Origin of the sequence: Streptomyces sp. H27-C3 (assembly GCF_030063415.1) — a bacterium.
GTDB lineage: Bacteria > Actinomycetota > Actinomycetes > Streptomycetales > Streptomycetaceae > Streptomyces.
This window is the reverse complement of sequence record NZ_JASITA010000026.1, coordinates 14141-29569: the sequence shown is the minus strand read 5'-3', so window position 1 is coordinate 29569 and position 15429 is coordinate 14141. Positions and strand designations below refer to the sequence as shown.

The following is a 15429-nucleotide window of genomic DNA, read 5'->3' as shown; positions in this document are numbered from 1 at the left end:
CCGTACGCCTAGGACATTGTGACGAAGCGCTGGACCAGTGCGGCGAGCAGCACCGCCAGCAGCGGCAGAGAGAACCAGAACGTGCTCTGCAGCCACCGCAACTGCCGTACGCTGGGCGCCACCGCCACCCGTACGACCTCACGCGCCGACAACAGCACGATCAGCGCCAGCGCCGCCAGGGCGCCCACCACCGACCATGGCGTCCAGGTGACCTGCGGGCCGATCGGACCGGGATTCGGCTTCTCGACCGCCCCGTCCGGCTGCTTGCGCAGCGCGTACATCGACACGTCCGCGTTCGACAGGACCTTCCTGAGCTCGGGCCGCTTGTCGAGATTCGCGACGAGCCGCTTCTCCCAGGTCGGCGAGTAGCCCGCGTCGAACTGCAGATAGACCGACTGGCTGCGGTTGATCATGAGGTATGAGTTCGGTCCGGCGACCTTGAGCGACTTGACCAGGCCCGCCACCAGCACCGGGTCGGCGGGCGCGAGCGTCGGCAGATAGCTGACCTTCTCCATGTCCCTGGCGCCCCAGGGGATGGCGGGGGTGACGTTGTCCAGGATGTCGTTGCTCATCCACAGCAGCCGCACCGACGGGTCGTCGTGCTCGTACACGAACTCCATCGCCGCGACCTCGCCGCCCCTGATCCGCTCGAAGGGTTCATTGCCCCACCGGGCGACCAGGAAGCCGCCGATCAGCACCAGGCCCGCCATCAGCGCGGCGAGCGGTGCCAGGCTCTTGCGGTCCGCGTCCCGCTCCTCCGCGGTGGCGCCGGTACGCGGGAACAGCGCGAGGCCGGCCAGCAGGGCCGCCCCGGGCAGCGCGAACATGAAGACACGCAGGGCCATTTCGCCGCCGTACGACTGCATGCCGAAGCCCAGGAACGGTACGAAAGCCAGCACCAGCAGGGACCGCTCGCGGTACCCGTTGAAGCGCCTTCGCCACCAGCCCCAGCAGGCGAAGGCCATCACACCGCCGGCCAGCGCCACCCGGACGTAGAGCACCAACTTGTGGGTGGAACTGCCGCCCTCGATGCGGCCGGAGACCGACGACGTCACATTGCCACCGATGCCGCCGACACCCCCGAAGAGCTCGTCGAAGTGCCCCGACCAGTACGGCTCGGCGAAGAACCCGATCCACACGGCCACCAGTACCCCGAAGAGGATCGGCAGCCCGCGCAGGGTCGAGAGCCCGGTCACGACCAGCACGGCGAGCACCCCGAGCATCACGAACGGGGTGAGCTGGTGCGCGGGGACCGTCGCGGCGAACAGGCCGACCAGGACGAGCAGCAGCACCGCCTTGTCGCGCCGCGCGGCGGGCCTGACCTCGGCCTCGCCCGGCCGCCGCTTGGTCCACAGCACCCGCGGCTCGCGGAACCAGACGAGCAGCACCGCCACGAACGCGATGTACAGCGCGTAGGTGAAGCCCTGCGGCGAGAAGTAGTCCTGGCCGACCCAGCCGCTCAGGACAAAGATCCAGACGCCGGTCCACTTGGCCCGCCAGCTCGCCCGCATGGACCGCGCGAGCAGGAACAGCGGTGGCAGATACAGCAGTTGCAGGGCAGTCGGCCACCAGCGGATCACCGAGGACATGTCCGAGATGCCGCATGCCTCGGCGACGAAGGAGGCCGCCGCGAAGAAGCCGGGCCAGCTCCAGCGCGCGTCCAGGTCCGGCACCGCGGAGCCGGACCTGTCGATGTAGTCCATGAAGCCCAGGTGTTGCCAGGCGGTGGCGAACCGAGGCTCGGCCTCCAGGACGCCGGGCAGCGCGTGCAGCGACACCACGGTGGCGAGCAGCGCGGCCGTCAGCAGCACGGTCCGTGGCCGGTCGAGCCACAGCAGGGACGCGAAGGACAGCGCGAGAAGCCCGGCGCCGATCAGCGTCGCCGGTGGCAGTACGGAGATGAGTCCGAGCCCGCCCATCCGGTCGAGGTCCGCCTCGCCGATGCCCAGCACCGGCAGCCAGTACAGCGCCAGCGCGGCCACCAGGAGCAGGCCCACGCCCAGCTCCGGGATGCGCGCGTGCGGGAAAGCGAAGCGGCTCACGGGCCGCGCGGGAGACACCGCCGGTGCCGGGGGCCCCTCGGACGACGGGGACCGCTCGGCGGACGGGGGAGCCTGCTGCCCCTGGGTAGGGGGCGCCTTCGGGTCGTCGCTCGCCTCGGCCGACGGCGCGGGGGAGGGGACGGACGAGGTGGAGTGCGGCGCGTCGACCTCCTTGGGCGGCGACTTGAGCGCCCAGGTGGGCCGGTGCCCGGCGTCCTCGGCCCCGCCGTGTCCGAGCGCCCCGCCGCCGATCACGGGCGTACCCGCGGCCGGCGTTTCGGGCCCGGGTCGCACATCGGGCCGGCGCTCCGGGTGGTCGAAGTCCAGCCGAACCCCGAGCGGCATGGTGTCCTGGTCGAGCGCGGAGCGCAGCGCCCAGCGCGTCCCGAACTCCCGGCGGGAGCCGGAGTCGGATCCCGAGCCGCCGCCGGAGCGCCCGCCGGGCACCTGCCCCGCCACCGCGAGCTCCGCGTCGCTGTCACGGTCACTGTCGTCCGCCCGGTCCGCGAGCTCCCCTTCGGGGACGGCCGCCAGGGGCGGCGCCGACTTGACCACCCGGTACAGCTTGACGCCCGTGACGGACGCGACGACTGCCAGGCTGGAGATCTCCGCGACGCCCGCCCCGACGAGCCCCATCCGCGGCAGCAGCACCAGCGTCAGGCCCAGCACGAGCACACACAACGCGCCCTGGAGGTAGGCGAGCCCGGAGGTGCGGCTCTGGGCTCGCAGTACCGCGAAGTAGACCTCGATGACGACGCGCAGCAGCGCACCGATCGCGAACCAGCGCAGCAGCGGCGTCGCCGCGTTCGCGTACCCCTCGCCGAACACGCCCAGGATGTACGGGGCGCCGAAGAACAGCACCGCCGCCACGGGCAGCATGATGCGGGCCATGCGGCGCAGCGCGGACCGGCAGTTCTGCGCCAGCGTCGACGGGTCGTGCGCGCCCTCCACCGTCAGCGAGGCGCCCATGTTGATGGCGAGCAGATTGACCGTGCCGCCGATGGTCGTGGTGATGTAGAAGTACGCGTTGTCCTCGGAGCTGACCTGCGAGGCGACGATCACCGGCACCGCGTAGACGACGGCCAGCGAGAAGAGCGAGCCGGTGTAGTCACCGGCCAGGAAGCGGCCCATCTGCCGCAGGGTGGGCGGCCGGGTGGTGTGGGCCGTGGCCGCCACATGGCGCGGTACCAGCCGCCGGAAGACCATCCAGCCCAGCGGGATCACCGAGACCGCGATCGCCGCCACCCAGGAGACGAAGACACCCGCGGTCGGCACCGACGTCGCGATGGCGATGAGCAGGACCAGCTTCACCGCGGAGAAGACGGTATTGCCGACGGGCACCCACAGCGCGCTGCGCAGACCGGTCAGCACACCGTCCTGAAGGGTCAGCAGCGACCAGGCGACGACGGCAAGCACAAAACCGATGCCGTTCAGCGGGCCGTGCAGAAAGCTGTACGAAGGACCCCACAGGTTCAGGGTGGACAGGAAGATCCCGGCGGCCACCGCGACCACCAGGGAACTTCCCGCGTACGTCTTGAAGACCAGCCGCCCGGTCCTGCGCCCCGCCACCGGAATGAAGCGAGCCAGGGCCCCGGTCAGCGTCAGCGCCGCCAGGCCTGCCAGCAGCTTCATCGCCGCGATGGCCGCCGAGCCCTGGCCCACCGCGGACTCCGAGTAGTACCGGGCGGCGACCAGCCAGAAGCTCAGCCCGAGCAGCGCGCTGATCCCCGTATTGAGCATCAGCGCATAGGCGTTGCGAAAGAGCGGGTTGCCGCCGCCCTTCCCCGGCAGGCGCAGGCGGCGCCCCGGCGGGGGCTGCGTCGCCGCCGCGCTGTCGGCCTGGGCGGTCGTCGTGTCAGACACGGGTTCTGCTTACCTTCCGGCCGGCCGCTCGGGCTCTGCGGACCACGGCGTATCCCTTGGTGAGGGCTCGGTCCCTGGCGAAGATGCGGGCTATCGACCGGCCCTCCACCAGTTGCTCGAACTCCTCGATACCAGTACTGCGCTGTACGGTCACCCGCCGCAGGGAGTAGGGCCCCTGACACCGCTCGGCAAGGGCATTTCCCACGGCGAGCGACTGGCTGAACCCGGCCTCGCGCACGGCCTGCCGCACCCGGCGGCTGGAGTAACCGTACGGATAGGCGAACGAAGCGGGAGGGTTCCCGAGTTCCCCGGTGATGATCTCCATGCACCGCAGTGCCTCGAACCACAGCTCATTGTCGGGCAACTGGTCCATCTGCGGGTGGGTGTGGCTGTGCCCGCCGATCTCGGTGCCGTCGGCGGCGAGTTCCCGCACCTGGTTCCAGTCGAGCATGGTGTCCAGGGCGCCCCTTTCCTCGTACGCGCCGCGCACCCACCCCGTCGAGACGAACAGGGACGCCGCGAAGCCGTACTTGGTCAGGACGGGGCGCGCATGACGGTGCACACCCTCGTACCCGTCGTCGAAGGTGATCACCATCGGACGGCGGGGCATCGCGGCGTCGTCTCGCCAGCGGTCGGCCAGCTGCGCCGTCGTGAGCGGCGTGTAGCCGCCCGCGTCGAGCAGCTCCATCTGCCCGGCGAACGCCTCGGGCGTCACCGACAGGCCGTACGCCTCCCGCGCCGGAGCGCGCCCCACCGCGTGGTACATCAGGATCGGTACCGGCATGTTCACTGCGCCTCCCTTTGCGCACCTTCCAAGTCCGTGACGCGGTCCGGGACGGGCACCGTGAACGTGGCGCCGCCCCTGCGGGCGCGGACGCTGCCGAGTACGTACCCGCCGGCCGCCGCGGCGACTCCGGTCACGATGGCCCCCGCGCGGCCCGCGCCGCCCGGCCGCCCCAGGACCGCGTCGCGCAGCCCGCGGGCCACCCCCGCGGGCAGCACCCGGGTGGTGTAGCGGCGCTCGGACTCAAGTCCCTTGCCCGCCCCCACACTTCGCGCCACGAGTGCCTTCGACAAACCCTCGGCGTAGGCACGCGTACGGAAGTAGCCGAACCGCTCACGGACGAGGGGGACCTTGTGGTGGATCACCGCGCGGTCGTCGATCAGCAGCACCGCGTCGGGCAGCGCGTTGGTGAGCCGGATGCACAGCTCCGTCTCCTCGCCGCCCAGCGGTCGCTTGTTGCCGTCCCTGCCGATGCCGGTGGCGAAGCCGCCCGCCGCGTCGAACGCGGACCTGCGGAAGGACGCGTTGCCCCCCAGGACGTTACGGACCCGCACCTTGCCGGGGGGCAGCCCCTTGTACGTACAGCCGACGACCCAGTCGAATTCGGCCGGGAACCAGTCCGGCCTGCGGCCCGAGGCCCAGGCCGGCATGGTCCGTCCGCCGACGGCCATCACCCGCGGATCCTCGAACCCCTCGGCGAAGTGGAGCAGCCACTCGCGCTCGGCCACCGCGTCGTCGTCGAGGAACGCGAGGATCTCGCCGCGGGCGGCGGCGATACCGGTGTTGCGGCCCGCGGAGAGGCCGCGGGGGCCCGCGTTGGCGAGCACCCGCACCTCCTCGCGTGCTTCCTTGTACTCCTTGCCGAGCCGTTCGAGCAACGCCGGATTGTGGTCGACGACCAGCAGTGTCTCGACGGCCGGCAGTGACTGCGCGCGCACCGAGTCGACCGCGGCGAGAATGTCCTCCCAACGGTCCTCCGTGTACACGCAGATCACCACGGAGATGGCCGGGTGGCTCAAGACACCTCTCCCCGGTTCACGCCCGTCGCGAAGGCCGGCGGGCGACGGCGGCCGTGCCGCTTGCCGCGCTCGTGGAGGATGACCCGCAGGACGCGCAGTCCGTCCCGTACGGCGCTGAGGTTGCTCACGCCGTGGATGCGGACGTACTCGTGGCTGGGGATCTCCTGGACCCGCAGGCCCGCCTTGACGACCCGGATGTTCATCAGGGTCTCGACCTCGAAGCCGGTGCAGTCCAGGTCGATCTTGTCCAGGCAGTGCCGCCAGAAGGCGTTGTAGCCGTAGCAGAGGTCGGTGTAGCGGGCGCCGAACTTGGCGTTGACGACGGCGCACAGCGCCCAGTTGCCGAGCTTGCGGATGGGCGTCATGTCGTCGGTGCCGCCGCCGTTGGCGAACCGGGAGCCCTTGGCGAAGTCGGCCCCGGAGACCAGCGCCGAGACATAGCTGATGATCTCGTTGCCGTCGGCCGAGCCGTCCGCGTCGACCATCACGATGATCTCACCGGAGCAGGCGGCGAAACCACTGATCAGCGCGTCGCCCTTGCCCTTTCCGCGCTGCTTCACGACCTTGACTCCCGGCCACAGATCGCGGGCGACCTGCACGGTGTCGTCGGTCGAATTCCCGTCCACCAGGACCACTTCGTGGATCCAGTCGGGCAGGGTCTTGAAGACGTAGGGAAGATTCTCCGCCTCGTTCATGGCGGGGATCACCACGCTCACCGGCGGTGCAATGGCGAGGTGGGAAGAGATCGGACGGTACTGGCCGGATATCAGGCCGCCTCCGATCTTGGACGCGTGGTCCGCATGGCCGTTTTCGGACGGCGTGATCAATGGATCTTCGCCCGATATCGCAGGACGGAGGAATGAGCTCATGAGTCTTTTCCCTCTCCACCGGTGGACCGCCCGCCCCCGGGCGGTCCGGATGAGTTTCCGGTTCGAAAGGGGGGATTCTCACCCCGGCCATGACGGAATGACTCTCCGTACTGGTTGGGCGAGCTGGCATAGCTGGCCGCGCGGCCCGCGGCTCGGCGCATGTGTGATCACCGAGTACGGCACCCCCCTACCGCGCCCCACTCCTACCCCGTCGCGACGCTTGAGCCCTCCCCTAGAGTCGCTTTGAATGATGGGCAGTCGCAGGTGGATGTACGACGGTATTGATGATTGGGACTGTATGGCAAGACCTGGAACGTAGCCTCACTTTTTTGCGTCTTTGGCCATACTTCGGCACTTCGGCGGTCACATGTGAGACCGTCCTGAACGGATCTCTCCAATCCTCTTCAGCAACCTGTCGGCGGGCTCGAACAGTTCGGGCCGTTCGACCACCGTGTTGCGCAGAGCCCGGACCGGCGCGCGGTGCGCCCGATGTCCGAAAGCGACCGGGTGACGGCGCATTACCCACCCCTCCGAGACCGAGATCTCCCGGGTCTTCAGAGAGTCCTTATACTGCTTCTGGCCGCGGCCGAGATCGATGTACGCGATGCCCTCGGCGGCAGCCGCCTCGGCGATTCGCAGATGCATCAGCAAACCGGGCGAGTATTTCGCGAACGCCGGATCATAGGCGGGAAACCAGCAGCAGATGATCCTTTCCGAACGCGGGCCGAAATGCGCCGCGATCGGCTGGCTGTCCGCGTAGAGCACCGACAGCAGACCGCTGAAGGAATCCGTCCGGGTGTGGAACAGGTGCTCCACCAGCCGGATGATCCACGTCTGGGTGAAGCGGTCGCTGCGCCCGGTCCTGCGGTACTGCGCGGACTTCCAGCGCATCAGCGTCCGCAGCATCTGCGGGTCCCGCTCGTCGTGCACGTACCGCAGCTCGCCGACCGCCCGCAGGAGCCGACGCTCCTTTGCCAAGGTGGACCTCACGAACTTGGGCGCTTCCTTGCGCAGATGCGCGAGGTACGCCTCGTAGCCGTCCTGGGTGTCGATCACCGGCGAGGCGAACGATCCGGTGGCGCCGGTCTCGAACGCCCGCTGGCCCTGCACCAGATGGTCGAACTCCCACACCGCGAGCCCGCAGGCTCGAAGCAGTTCCCGTGCGTCCCACTCGTATCCCGGTCTGTGCACGAGACCCTGGGCGTCCGAGACTCCGAGACCGATGGCCCGGCCCACGCCGGTGGCGGATCTCTGGAACGGGAAGAAGGCCGCGGGCTCGCCGTCCTGTCGCGCCACGGCGATCCGGACCCCGCGCCGGTAATGGCCCATGGCCAGCGTGAACTCGGGGGAGAGGAAGGGGTTCGCCAGCTCCGGCGAACCGTGGAGATGGGCCTTGGACTGCATCGCGGTCCAGGCCAGCCGGTCGGCGGCGGTGAGCTCGCCGGGGCGGTGCACGGTGATGTCCACGTCAGGAGCTATGCCTTCTCGCCGTGCGGTCGCCGGGGCGCCGCACCAGTGTCAGCAGGAAGAGGAGGGCGCTGATCCCGGCGATCGCCGCGACCCCGCCCCGGATCGACCAGATGTGCATGGCCAGCATCGCCTGTGCCACGAGCAGGTCGATCGCGATGGCCCCGGCCACCGCGGCGACCGCGCGGCCCAGTGGTTCCAGGCCGCGCAGGCCTGCGGCCACGGCGGCCGTGGGTGTCACGACCAGGAAGAAGAGAGTGAACGGCGCGCGTAGCGGTGACGCCAGATCGGTGAGCGCCAGGACGGCGCCGACCACCGATACGGCGAGCGCCGCGCCCGCGAGCACGGGCAGCGATTCCGATACAGCTGCGGTTGGCTTGTTACTGATGTTCTGCATTGGCGACTTTGCCCCCTGAAGCGCCGGATGCCGGGCTTCAATGTCGCGCAGACGACGGAGCCGCGTCAAGGATGCGGAGAGAGTGTGCAGATGATCCGCCGCCCCGAGCAACTTGGCATGGACACTTCCACCGAAGTAGTGGGACTGCTACGACAGTTGTGGCGGAAATCCTGCTAAAGGGAGGTTCCATGAAACTGTCCCGAATCGCGGCACTATCATCCTCACTCCTTCTCGCCGCTGCTCTCGCCCTCACCGGGGCGGGCGCGGCGCAGGCGGTGGGCCAGGCCCAATCCCTGGACTACGTAGCCCTGGGCGACTCGTACTCATCGGGCGTCGGAGCCGGCAGCTACGACAGTGGCAGCGGCTCGTGCAAGCGCAGTACCCGCGCCTACCCGGCCCTGTGGGCTGCGGCGAATTCACCCTCCACGTTCGCGTTCACCGCTTGCTCGGGTGCTCGTACGGGTGACGTGACAGGCAGTCAGCTCGCCCCGCTCGGGGCGGCGACCGACCTCGTCAGCATCAGCGTCGGAGGCAATGACGCGGGCTTCGCCGACGTCATGACGACCTGCGTCCTGCAGTCCGAGTCGGCCTGCCTGAGCAGGATCGCCACGGCGCGCGGTTACGTCGACACCACCCTGCCCGGCAAGCTCGACTCCGTGTACTCGGCGATCAGCGCCAAGGCCCCCTCCGCGCGGGTCGTCGTCCTCGGCTACCCCCGCTTCTACAAGCTCGGTGGCGGCTGTATCGCCGGGCTGAGCGAGAAGGAGCGCACCGCGATCAACGGGGCGTCCGACTACCTCAACGCGGCCACCGCCAAGCGCGCGGCCGACCACGGCTACACCTTCGCCACGGTCGCCCCGGCGTTCACGGGACACGAGATCTGCTCGGGCTCCCCGTGGCTGCACAGCCTGAACCTGGGCAACATCGGCGAGTCGTACCACCCGAAGGCAGCGGGCCAGTCGGGAGGTTATCTGCCCGTCTTCACCGCTGCGGCCTGACCCCGACGCGGTGGCCCGCGTTCACCGACGCGGCCTGACCGTCGCTTCGGCCGGAACGCCGGCGGAACCGCTCGCCGTGTAGGAGGAGGCCCCGCCCGTCGGGGTCTCCTGCTCACAGGTCACCGAGAACGCCGCGGCGTTGGACGTGGTGGTCACCGGACTCCTGACCTCCACGCTGATCTCGTTGTGCAGGGGCCCGTCCGCCAGGTACGCCACTTCGGTGTGGTTCACCTGCTTCGACTTCGCGTCGCCCGCGCCGAAGGACAGCGTCTTCCAGCCCGGGTCGGTGCTCTCGCCGCCCTTCGTCACCCAGCGGTAGTCGACCTCGACGGGGACCCGGCCGACCGTGAACGTCGCGGCGAAGGCCGGCGCCTCGGCCTCCGGCGGCGGGCAGGCGCCTGTGTAGCTGTCGCGCACGGCCGTCAGGGTGACCTTCACCGACCGGGGTGGCGGGCTGGTCGTGCCGCCGTCGCCACCACCGCCGTTCCCACCGCTCCCGCCGTTGTCGCCCCCGTGGCCGCCGCCCGGTGTGCCGCCGCCTCCGTCGGTGCCGCCGTTCGTGCCGCCGCTCCCGCCGGTCGAGCCGTTGCCTCCGGTCGCCGCGCCGCCGCCGGTACCGCCGCTCTTGCCGCCGGTGCCGCCTCCGCTGCCGGTCGGTGAGCCCGAAGTGCTCCCCGCACTCTCTCCCGGGTCGTCGCCGTTGTTCAGCAGCGCCCACGCGATGCCGCCGACGCTGAGCAGCAGCAAGGCCGCGCCCACCACCACCAGCCCGGCCCGCCGCGGTCGGCCCTGCCCCGTGGAGGTCGTCGTGGGGGAGGTCCCCGGGGGCGGTGTGGGGGCGCTGTAGGGCGAGGGCATCGGCGACGCGCTCGGCGTCGATGCCGCGACGGTCGGTGTGTATCCGACGGGGAAGACCGGTGTCGCCCCGGTGCTCGGCGTACCACCGGCCGCCACGATCCGGAGCAACCGCTCCGCCTCGACGGCCGGCATCCGCTCCGCCGGATCCTTGCGCAGCAGCCCGTCGAGCACCGGCGCGAGCGCGCCCGCCCGGCGCGGCGGCGGCAGCTCCTCGTCGACCACGGCGCGCAGCGTGGAGAGCGGCGTGTCCTGGCGGAACGGCGAGTTGCCCTCGACCGCGGCGTACAGCAGCACTCCCAGCGACCACAGGTCCGACTCGGGACCCGGCCTGCGCCCCAGGGCGCGCTCGGGCGCGAGGAACTCGGGGGAGCCGATCAGCTCGCCCGTCATGGTGAGTGCCGAACTGCCCTCGACCAGCGCGATGCCGAAGTCCGTCAGCACCACGCGGCCGTCATTGGCGATCAGTACATTGCCCGGCTTCACATCGCGGTGCAGCACACCCGCCTCGTGCGCGGCTCGCAGCGCCGCCAGGACCTCGCCCCCGATGTGCGCGGCCCGCTGCGGCGGCATCGGGCCCTCGGCGTCCAGTACGTCGGAGAGCGTCAGCCCGCGCACCAGTTCCATCACGATCCACGGGCGGCCCTCCTCGTTGGCCACGTCGTAGACGGTGATCACATTGCGGTGCGAGATCCGGGCGGCTGCCCACGCCTCGCGCTCCAGCCGGGCATAGAGGCGCTGCCCGTCGGTGCCGCCGAGCCCGGCCGGCGCCCTGACCTCCTTGACCGCGACCTCGCGGCCGAGCAGATCGTCCCGGGCGCGCCACACGACACCCATGCCGCCCTCGCCCAGTGGGGACAGCAGGCGGCAGCGGCCCGCGATCACCCGCTCGTTGCCCGGCTCTTCGGTCACTGACGAGCCCCCCCCATCCGCAGCTGGGCGCGGCACGGTAGAAACCACTCAAAGTTAGCTCAACCCGGGGCCGCTGAAGCCCCCTTGAACGTCAATTGCCATCGGCAGGGGCGAACTGTCCAACTCGCCCTGGAATCAGTTGTATTCGGAGAGTGATCGTCAACCTCCGTACAGGTGTGGTGAATCCTCGGGGTGGGATACTTGAGTGTGACGGCGGGGCGATAGGGTTAACCTGCCCGGGCCGGGTGCCCTCGTACGGGTGGGGAGTGAAATGGAACAGATAACGGTGCGCAGCAGGCCACGAGTGCCTGCGATCACATGTGGGAGCAGCGCGACCAGCTCGCGCCTCGACCGCCATCTCTCGGTGCTCGGCGGCCCAGCCGTCCCGCGGCGAGAGTCGGCCGAGGCGACGCTGTTGATGCGCGAGCTCACCTCGCGTGACGTCGCGCACTCGCGAACAGGCAGAGGCGCGCGCGTCTCGCTCTTCGCTCCGCTGCGGCGACTGCGCCGCTCGCTGTTCGGCAGCCGCCGCTGACCGGCGGCCCAGCGGTACGTCCGGCAGCACGTCCAGAGTTCAGTACGGATTCAGTACGGATTTGAACGGACGCGCTCGGGCGACCACACCGTCCCGGCACAGCGCTGCTGCCCGAACGCCCTTCATTCCCGGGGCGGACAGCGGCACGTCGGTGTGCTCGCCCAGCGCGGGATTCTTCACCCCTCGATCGGACCAGCCACTCGCCGCAGCTCGGCGGTCGGTGTTCGCGTGTCTGCGGACGGCCGGCGCTGGGCGCTAGAGCAGGGCGAACTGCCCCTCGGGGCCCTCCTCGTGATGGTCGAGTACGGACGCTGGGCGCCGGACCGCTCCCGGGACCGGCAGCACACCGGCCTCCGACAGATCGGCGCGGGTGATCCGCTTGGCTCCGGCCAGGTCGGGGCGCGCGAGGTCAAGTTCGCCGAGCAGGGCCAGCACCGTGATGAGTTCGAGCAGCTCCGACGACCACTCCTTGGGCCAGCCCGTGGGGCGGATCGCCGCCAGTGTGCCGGGCGCCGCCTGCGCCGTACGCCGCTCGAACCACATGCGGAGCACCCGCACCCCGCCCACCCGGAAGTCCCAGGCGGCCGGGGGCACCGGGGAGACGCGGCCTTCGCCGATGTGCAGGACCTCGTCCTCCGCGTCGTAACTCAGCTCCTGCGGGTGATCGGGGACGGCGGTACGCACATAGGGGCGCCTGCCGCCGGGTAGCCGGGGGCGTTCGCCGCCGTGTGCGCCGCGCAGCTGGACCGCCGTCATGCGGCGGCCGAGCTCGACGCCCGCCGCCCAGAGCGCGGGGTCGGCCGGCAGGGGCACGACGGCGCCCGAGGGGGAGGGGGCCGCGGCGGCGACCGCCCAGGCCAGCACCTCGTCGGCGGCGACCGCGTGCCCGTAACGGCCGCTCAGTAGCTCCGTCAGCCCCGGCGCGAGGTTCGGTTCGTGCCCGCCCGGGCGGCGGTACAGGGGCCGGACGCGGGCGGGCCGTCCGGCGGGGGAGCGGTCGTCCGGCAGCAGGGCGCCGACCAGCAGCGCGGGCCCCGTCGCCCGGGGCACGTACCCCTGCTCGACGGCGAAGAGCTGCCCGGCGCCCGCCACCCGCCACAGCTCGGGGCGGGCGGCGTCGATCAGCCGGTGGTCGGGGATCAGCCACTGCTCGTCGAACGGCCCGTGCAGAAACCGCACCGGCTCCGGGCAGGGGCCGTGCTCCCTGGCGAACCCCCCGGTCCCGGTGGGCTGCCCCGGCAGCGCGGTGACCGCGCTGCGCACCGTGCGGGCCCGGCTCTCGCGGAACAGCGCCGCGCGCTCGGGGCCTTCGGCCCGTACCAGCGCGTCCCAACGGGCCCGCAGTGTACGGATGTCCGGTGCGAGGACCCAGTGGCGGCCCAGCCGCAGGGGCGCCACCGACCAGGGCATCAGTTCGTCGAGCAGCGGTGCCTCCGCGAGCGGGTCGGTCCCGGTCGCGCCGCCCGACCGCGTCGCCGTCATCCGGACATCCTCCCTGCCGGAGCCGCTGCGCGTCGAGGCCGCCATCGGTCCGGCTCAGTGCGCGTCGAGCGTCACCGAGAAGGAGAAGCGGTCGCCCCGGTAGCGGATGCGGGCCACGTCCACCACCCGGCCGTCCTGGTCGTATGTCACGCCCGTGTAGTGCAGGATCGGGCTGAGCAGCGGGACCTTCAAAAGGTCGGCGGTGACGGGGTCGGCAAGTGTGGCCTCGACCGTGTCGGTGATCTTGCTGATCCGCACTCCGACGACGTCGCGCAGCACCTTGGTCATCGGCCAGCGCTCAAGATCGGCGATGTCCACCGATGCTGCGATCTCCGAACGCACCGCGTTCTCCGCCCAGTTGGTGGGCTCGCCGCTCTCACCGTCGCAGCGCAGCCGCTTGTACAGGACGACTTCGGCGACGTCCGGGAAGTACTCGACGAGTTCGCCGGGGACGGGCGCCGGCCCTTGGCCCAGGATCGTCGTCAGCTCACCCGACTGCTGGGCCACGATCGCGTCGATCGAGCCGAGCAGCTTGCGCGGGGCGCCCCGGCGCGCACCCGGCTCGATGAAGGTGCCGCGCCGCCGGTGCCTGCTGATCAGGCCCTCCGCCTCCAGCTCCTTGAGTGCCTGGCGCATGGTGAGCACGCTCACCCCGTAGTGCGTGGCGAGCTGCTCCTCGGTGGGCAGCCGCAGCGACGCGCCGGGTGAGCGGCCCAGTATGGAGGCGCGCAGGGACTGCGAGACCTGATACCAGAGCGGAAGCTTCCGGTTCAGGACCAGCGAGTCGGGGGCGAAGGCGGTCAAGGGTCTTCTCCGAGGGGGACGGCAGGGCTGCGGCTTGGTGTGCCAGGGCTACGACCGGAAGTGGCGTTGCAGACCCTGCCACACGTCGTCGTACGACGTCTGCAGATGACCGGCGTTCGCCGCCTGCCCGGTGGCCGTCACCGGCCAGCGCGTCTCGAACATGAAGGCCAGCCCGTCGTCGATCTTCTGCGGCTTCAGCTCCGCGGCGCTCGCCCGGTCGAACGTCTCCCGGTCGGGCCCGTGCGCGGACATCATGTTGTGCAGCGAGCCGCCGCCGGGGACGAAGCCCTCGGCCTTCGCGTCGTAGGCGCCCTCGATCAGGCCCATGTACTCGCTCATCACATTGCGGTGGAAGTACGGCGGGCGGAAGGTGTCCTCACCGACCAGCCAGCGCGGCGCGAAGACCACGAAGTCGACGCCGGCCAGGCCCGGGGTGTCGGACGGCGAGGTCAGCACGGTGAAGATCGACGGATCCGGGTGGTCGTAGCTGATGGAGCCAAGGACATTGAAACGGTGCAGGTCGTAGACGTACGGGACGTGGTTGCCGTGCCAGGCGACGACATCGAGGGGCGAGTGGTCGTAGGTCGCCGACCAGAGGTTCCCGCAGAACTTGTTGACCACCTCCACCGGGCCTTCGGTGTCCTCGTACGCAGCGACCGGGGCCAGGAAGTCCCGTGCGTTGGCAAGGCCGTTGGCGCCGATCGGGCCCAGGTCGGGGAGCTGGAAGGGCTGCCCGTAGTTCTCACAGATGTAACCGCGGGCACTCCCGTCGAGCAGCTCGACGCGGAAACGTACCCCGCGCGGGATCAGGGCGATGTGGCCAGGCTCGGCGCGCAGCAGACCGAATTCGGTGCGCAGCAGCAGACCGCCGCGCTCCGGGACGATCAGCAGTTCGCCGTCGGCGTCGCTGAACACCCGCTCCGCCATGGAGGAGTTGGCGTGGTAGAGGTGTACGGCCATGCCGGTGCGCTGGGTCGCGTCACCGTTGCCGCCCAGAGTCCACAGACCTGCCAGAAAGTCGGTGCCGGGCGCGGGCTCCGGCAGGGGGTTCCAGCGCAGCCGGTTGGGGTCGGGGACGGTCTCGGTGAAGGGCGCGCTGCGGATGCCGCCGTTGTCGACCCGTACGAACGGCGGGTGCGCGGCCGAGGGCCTGATCCGGTACAGCCACGAGCGGTGGTTGTGGGCGCGCGGCTCGGTGAAGGCGCTGCCGCTGAGCTGCTCGGCGTACAGGCCGAGCGGTGCGCGCTGCGGCGAGTTCCGGCCGTGCGGCAGGGCGCCGGGAACTGCCTCCGAGCTGTGTTCGTTGCCGAAGCCCGAGGAATGGGCCAGAGCCTCGGCCGTTTTCCTCGCCTGCTCGATGCCGTTCATGGTCCGCTCCCGGTGCCGAAGGAATCCTATGCTT

At 70.7% G+C, this 15429-nt stretch carries 12 protein-coding genes; 2 read left to right on the top strand and 10 right to left on the bottom strand.

Features of this window, described 5'->3' with window-relative positions:
- Positions 1–8 precede the first annotated feature (8 nt).
- From QMK30_RS24175 to QMK30_RS24150, 6 genes are all read right to left on the bottom strand, one after another.
- Positions 9–3905 carry a polysaccharide biosynthesis C-terminal domain-containing protein gene (locus QMK30_RS24175; RefSeq protein ID WP_283520414.1) on the bottom strand — a complete coding sequence of 1299 codons (3897 nt, stop codon included), beginning with the start codon at positions 3903–3905 and terminating at the stop codon, positions 9–11.
- Positions 3898–4689, bottom strand: coding sequence for a polysaccharide deacetylase family protein (locus QMK30_RS24170; RefSeq protein WP_283520413.1), 792 nt, complete (start codon positions 4687–4689; stop codon positions 3898–3900). The genes QMK30_RS24175 and QMK30_RS24170 overlap by 8 nt, the downstream gene beginning before the upstream one ends.
- Positions 4690–4691: 2 nt before the next feature.
- Complete coding sequence (locus QMK30_RS24165; RefSeq protein ID WP_283520412.1) at positions 4692–5708, bottom strand: glycosyltransferase family 2 protein; 1017 nt, start codon at positions 5706–5708, stop codon at positions 4692–4694.
- Positions 5705–6577, bottom strand: coding sequence for a glycosyltransferase family 2 protein (locus QMK30_RS24160; protein WP_283520411.1), 873 nt, complete (start codon positions 6575–6577; stop codon positions 5705–5707). The genes QMK30_RS24165 and QMK30_RS24160 overlap by 4 nt, the downstream gene beginning before the upstream one ends.
- A 363-nt stretch (positions 6578–6940) precedes the next feature.
- Complete coding sequence (locus tag QMK30_RS24155) at positions 6941–8044, bottom strand: GNAT family N-acetyltransferase (protein ID WP_283520410.1); 1104 nt, start codon at positions 8042–8044, stop codon at positions 6941–6943.
- A gap of 1 nt (position 8045) precedes the next feature.
- Positions 8046–8441: a hypothetical protein gene (locus tag QMK30_RS24150; protein ID WP_283520409.1), complete on the bottom strand. Its 396-nt coding sequence runs from the start codon at positions 8439–8441 to the stop codon at positions 8046–8048.
- Positions 8442–8629: 188 nt separating this feature from the next.
- On the opposite strand from QMK30_RS24150, the gene QMK30_RS24145 reads away from it, so the two are divergent.
- Positions 8630–9439 carry an SGNH/GDSL hydrolase family protein gene (locus tag QMK30_RS24145; RefSeq protein WP_283520408.1) on the top strand — a complete coding sequence of 270 codons (810 nt, stop codon included), beginning with the start codon at positions 8630–8632 and terminating at the stop codon, positions 9437–9439.
- 21 nt (positions 9440–9460) lie between these two features.
- Here the strand turns inward: QMK30_RS24145 and QMK30_RS24140 are convergent, their stop codons facing one another.
- The gene (locus QMK30_RS24140; RefSeq protein ID WP_283520407.1) at positions 9461–11206 is read right to left on the bottom strand and encodes a serine/threonine-protein kinase; all 1746 of its coding nucleotides are present in this window, start codon (positions 11204–11206) and stop codon (positions 9461–9463) included.
- A gap of 271 nt (positions 11207–11477) precedes the next feature.
- Here QMK30_RS24140 and QMK30_RS24135 point away from each other — a divergent pair, with 271 nt between their 5' ends.
- Positions 11478–11741 carry a hypothetical protein gene (locus QMK30_RS24135; RefSeq protein WP_283520406.1) on the top strand — a complete coding sequence of 88 codons (264 nt, stop codon included), beginning with the start codon at positions 11478–11480 and terminating at the stop codon, positions 11739–11741.
- A 255-nt stretch (positions 11742–11996) separates the two neighbouring features.
- Here the strand turns inward: QMK30_RS24135 and QMK30_RS24130 are convergent, their stop codons facing one another.
- Genes QMK30_RS24130 through hmgA form a run of 3 tightly spaced genes read right to left on the bottom strand, consistent with a single transcriptional unit; the run spans position 11997 to position 15395 of the window.
- Entirely contained in the window at positions 11997–13223 is a 1227-nt protein-coding gene (locus tag QMK30_RS24130; RefSeq protein WP_283520405.1) for a type ISP restriction/modification enzyme, read from the bottom strand.
- Between the two features lie 54 nt (positions 13224–13277).
- On the bottom strand, positions 13278–14027 hold the full coding sequence (locus QMK30_RS24125; RefSeq protein ID WP_283520404.1) for a GntR family transcriptional regulator: 750 nt from the start codon (positions 14025–14027) through the stop codon (positions 13278–13280).
- Between the two features lie 48 nt (positions 14028–14075).
- Positions 14076–15395 carry a homogentisate 1,2-dioxygenase gene (gene hmgA, locus QMK30_RS24120; RefSeq protein WP_283520403.1) on the bottom strand — a complete coding sequence of 440 codons (1320 nt, stop codon included), beginning with the start codon at positions 15393–15395 and terminating at the stop codon, positions 14076–14078.
- Positions 15396–15429: the final 34 nt, after the last annotated feature.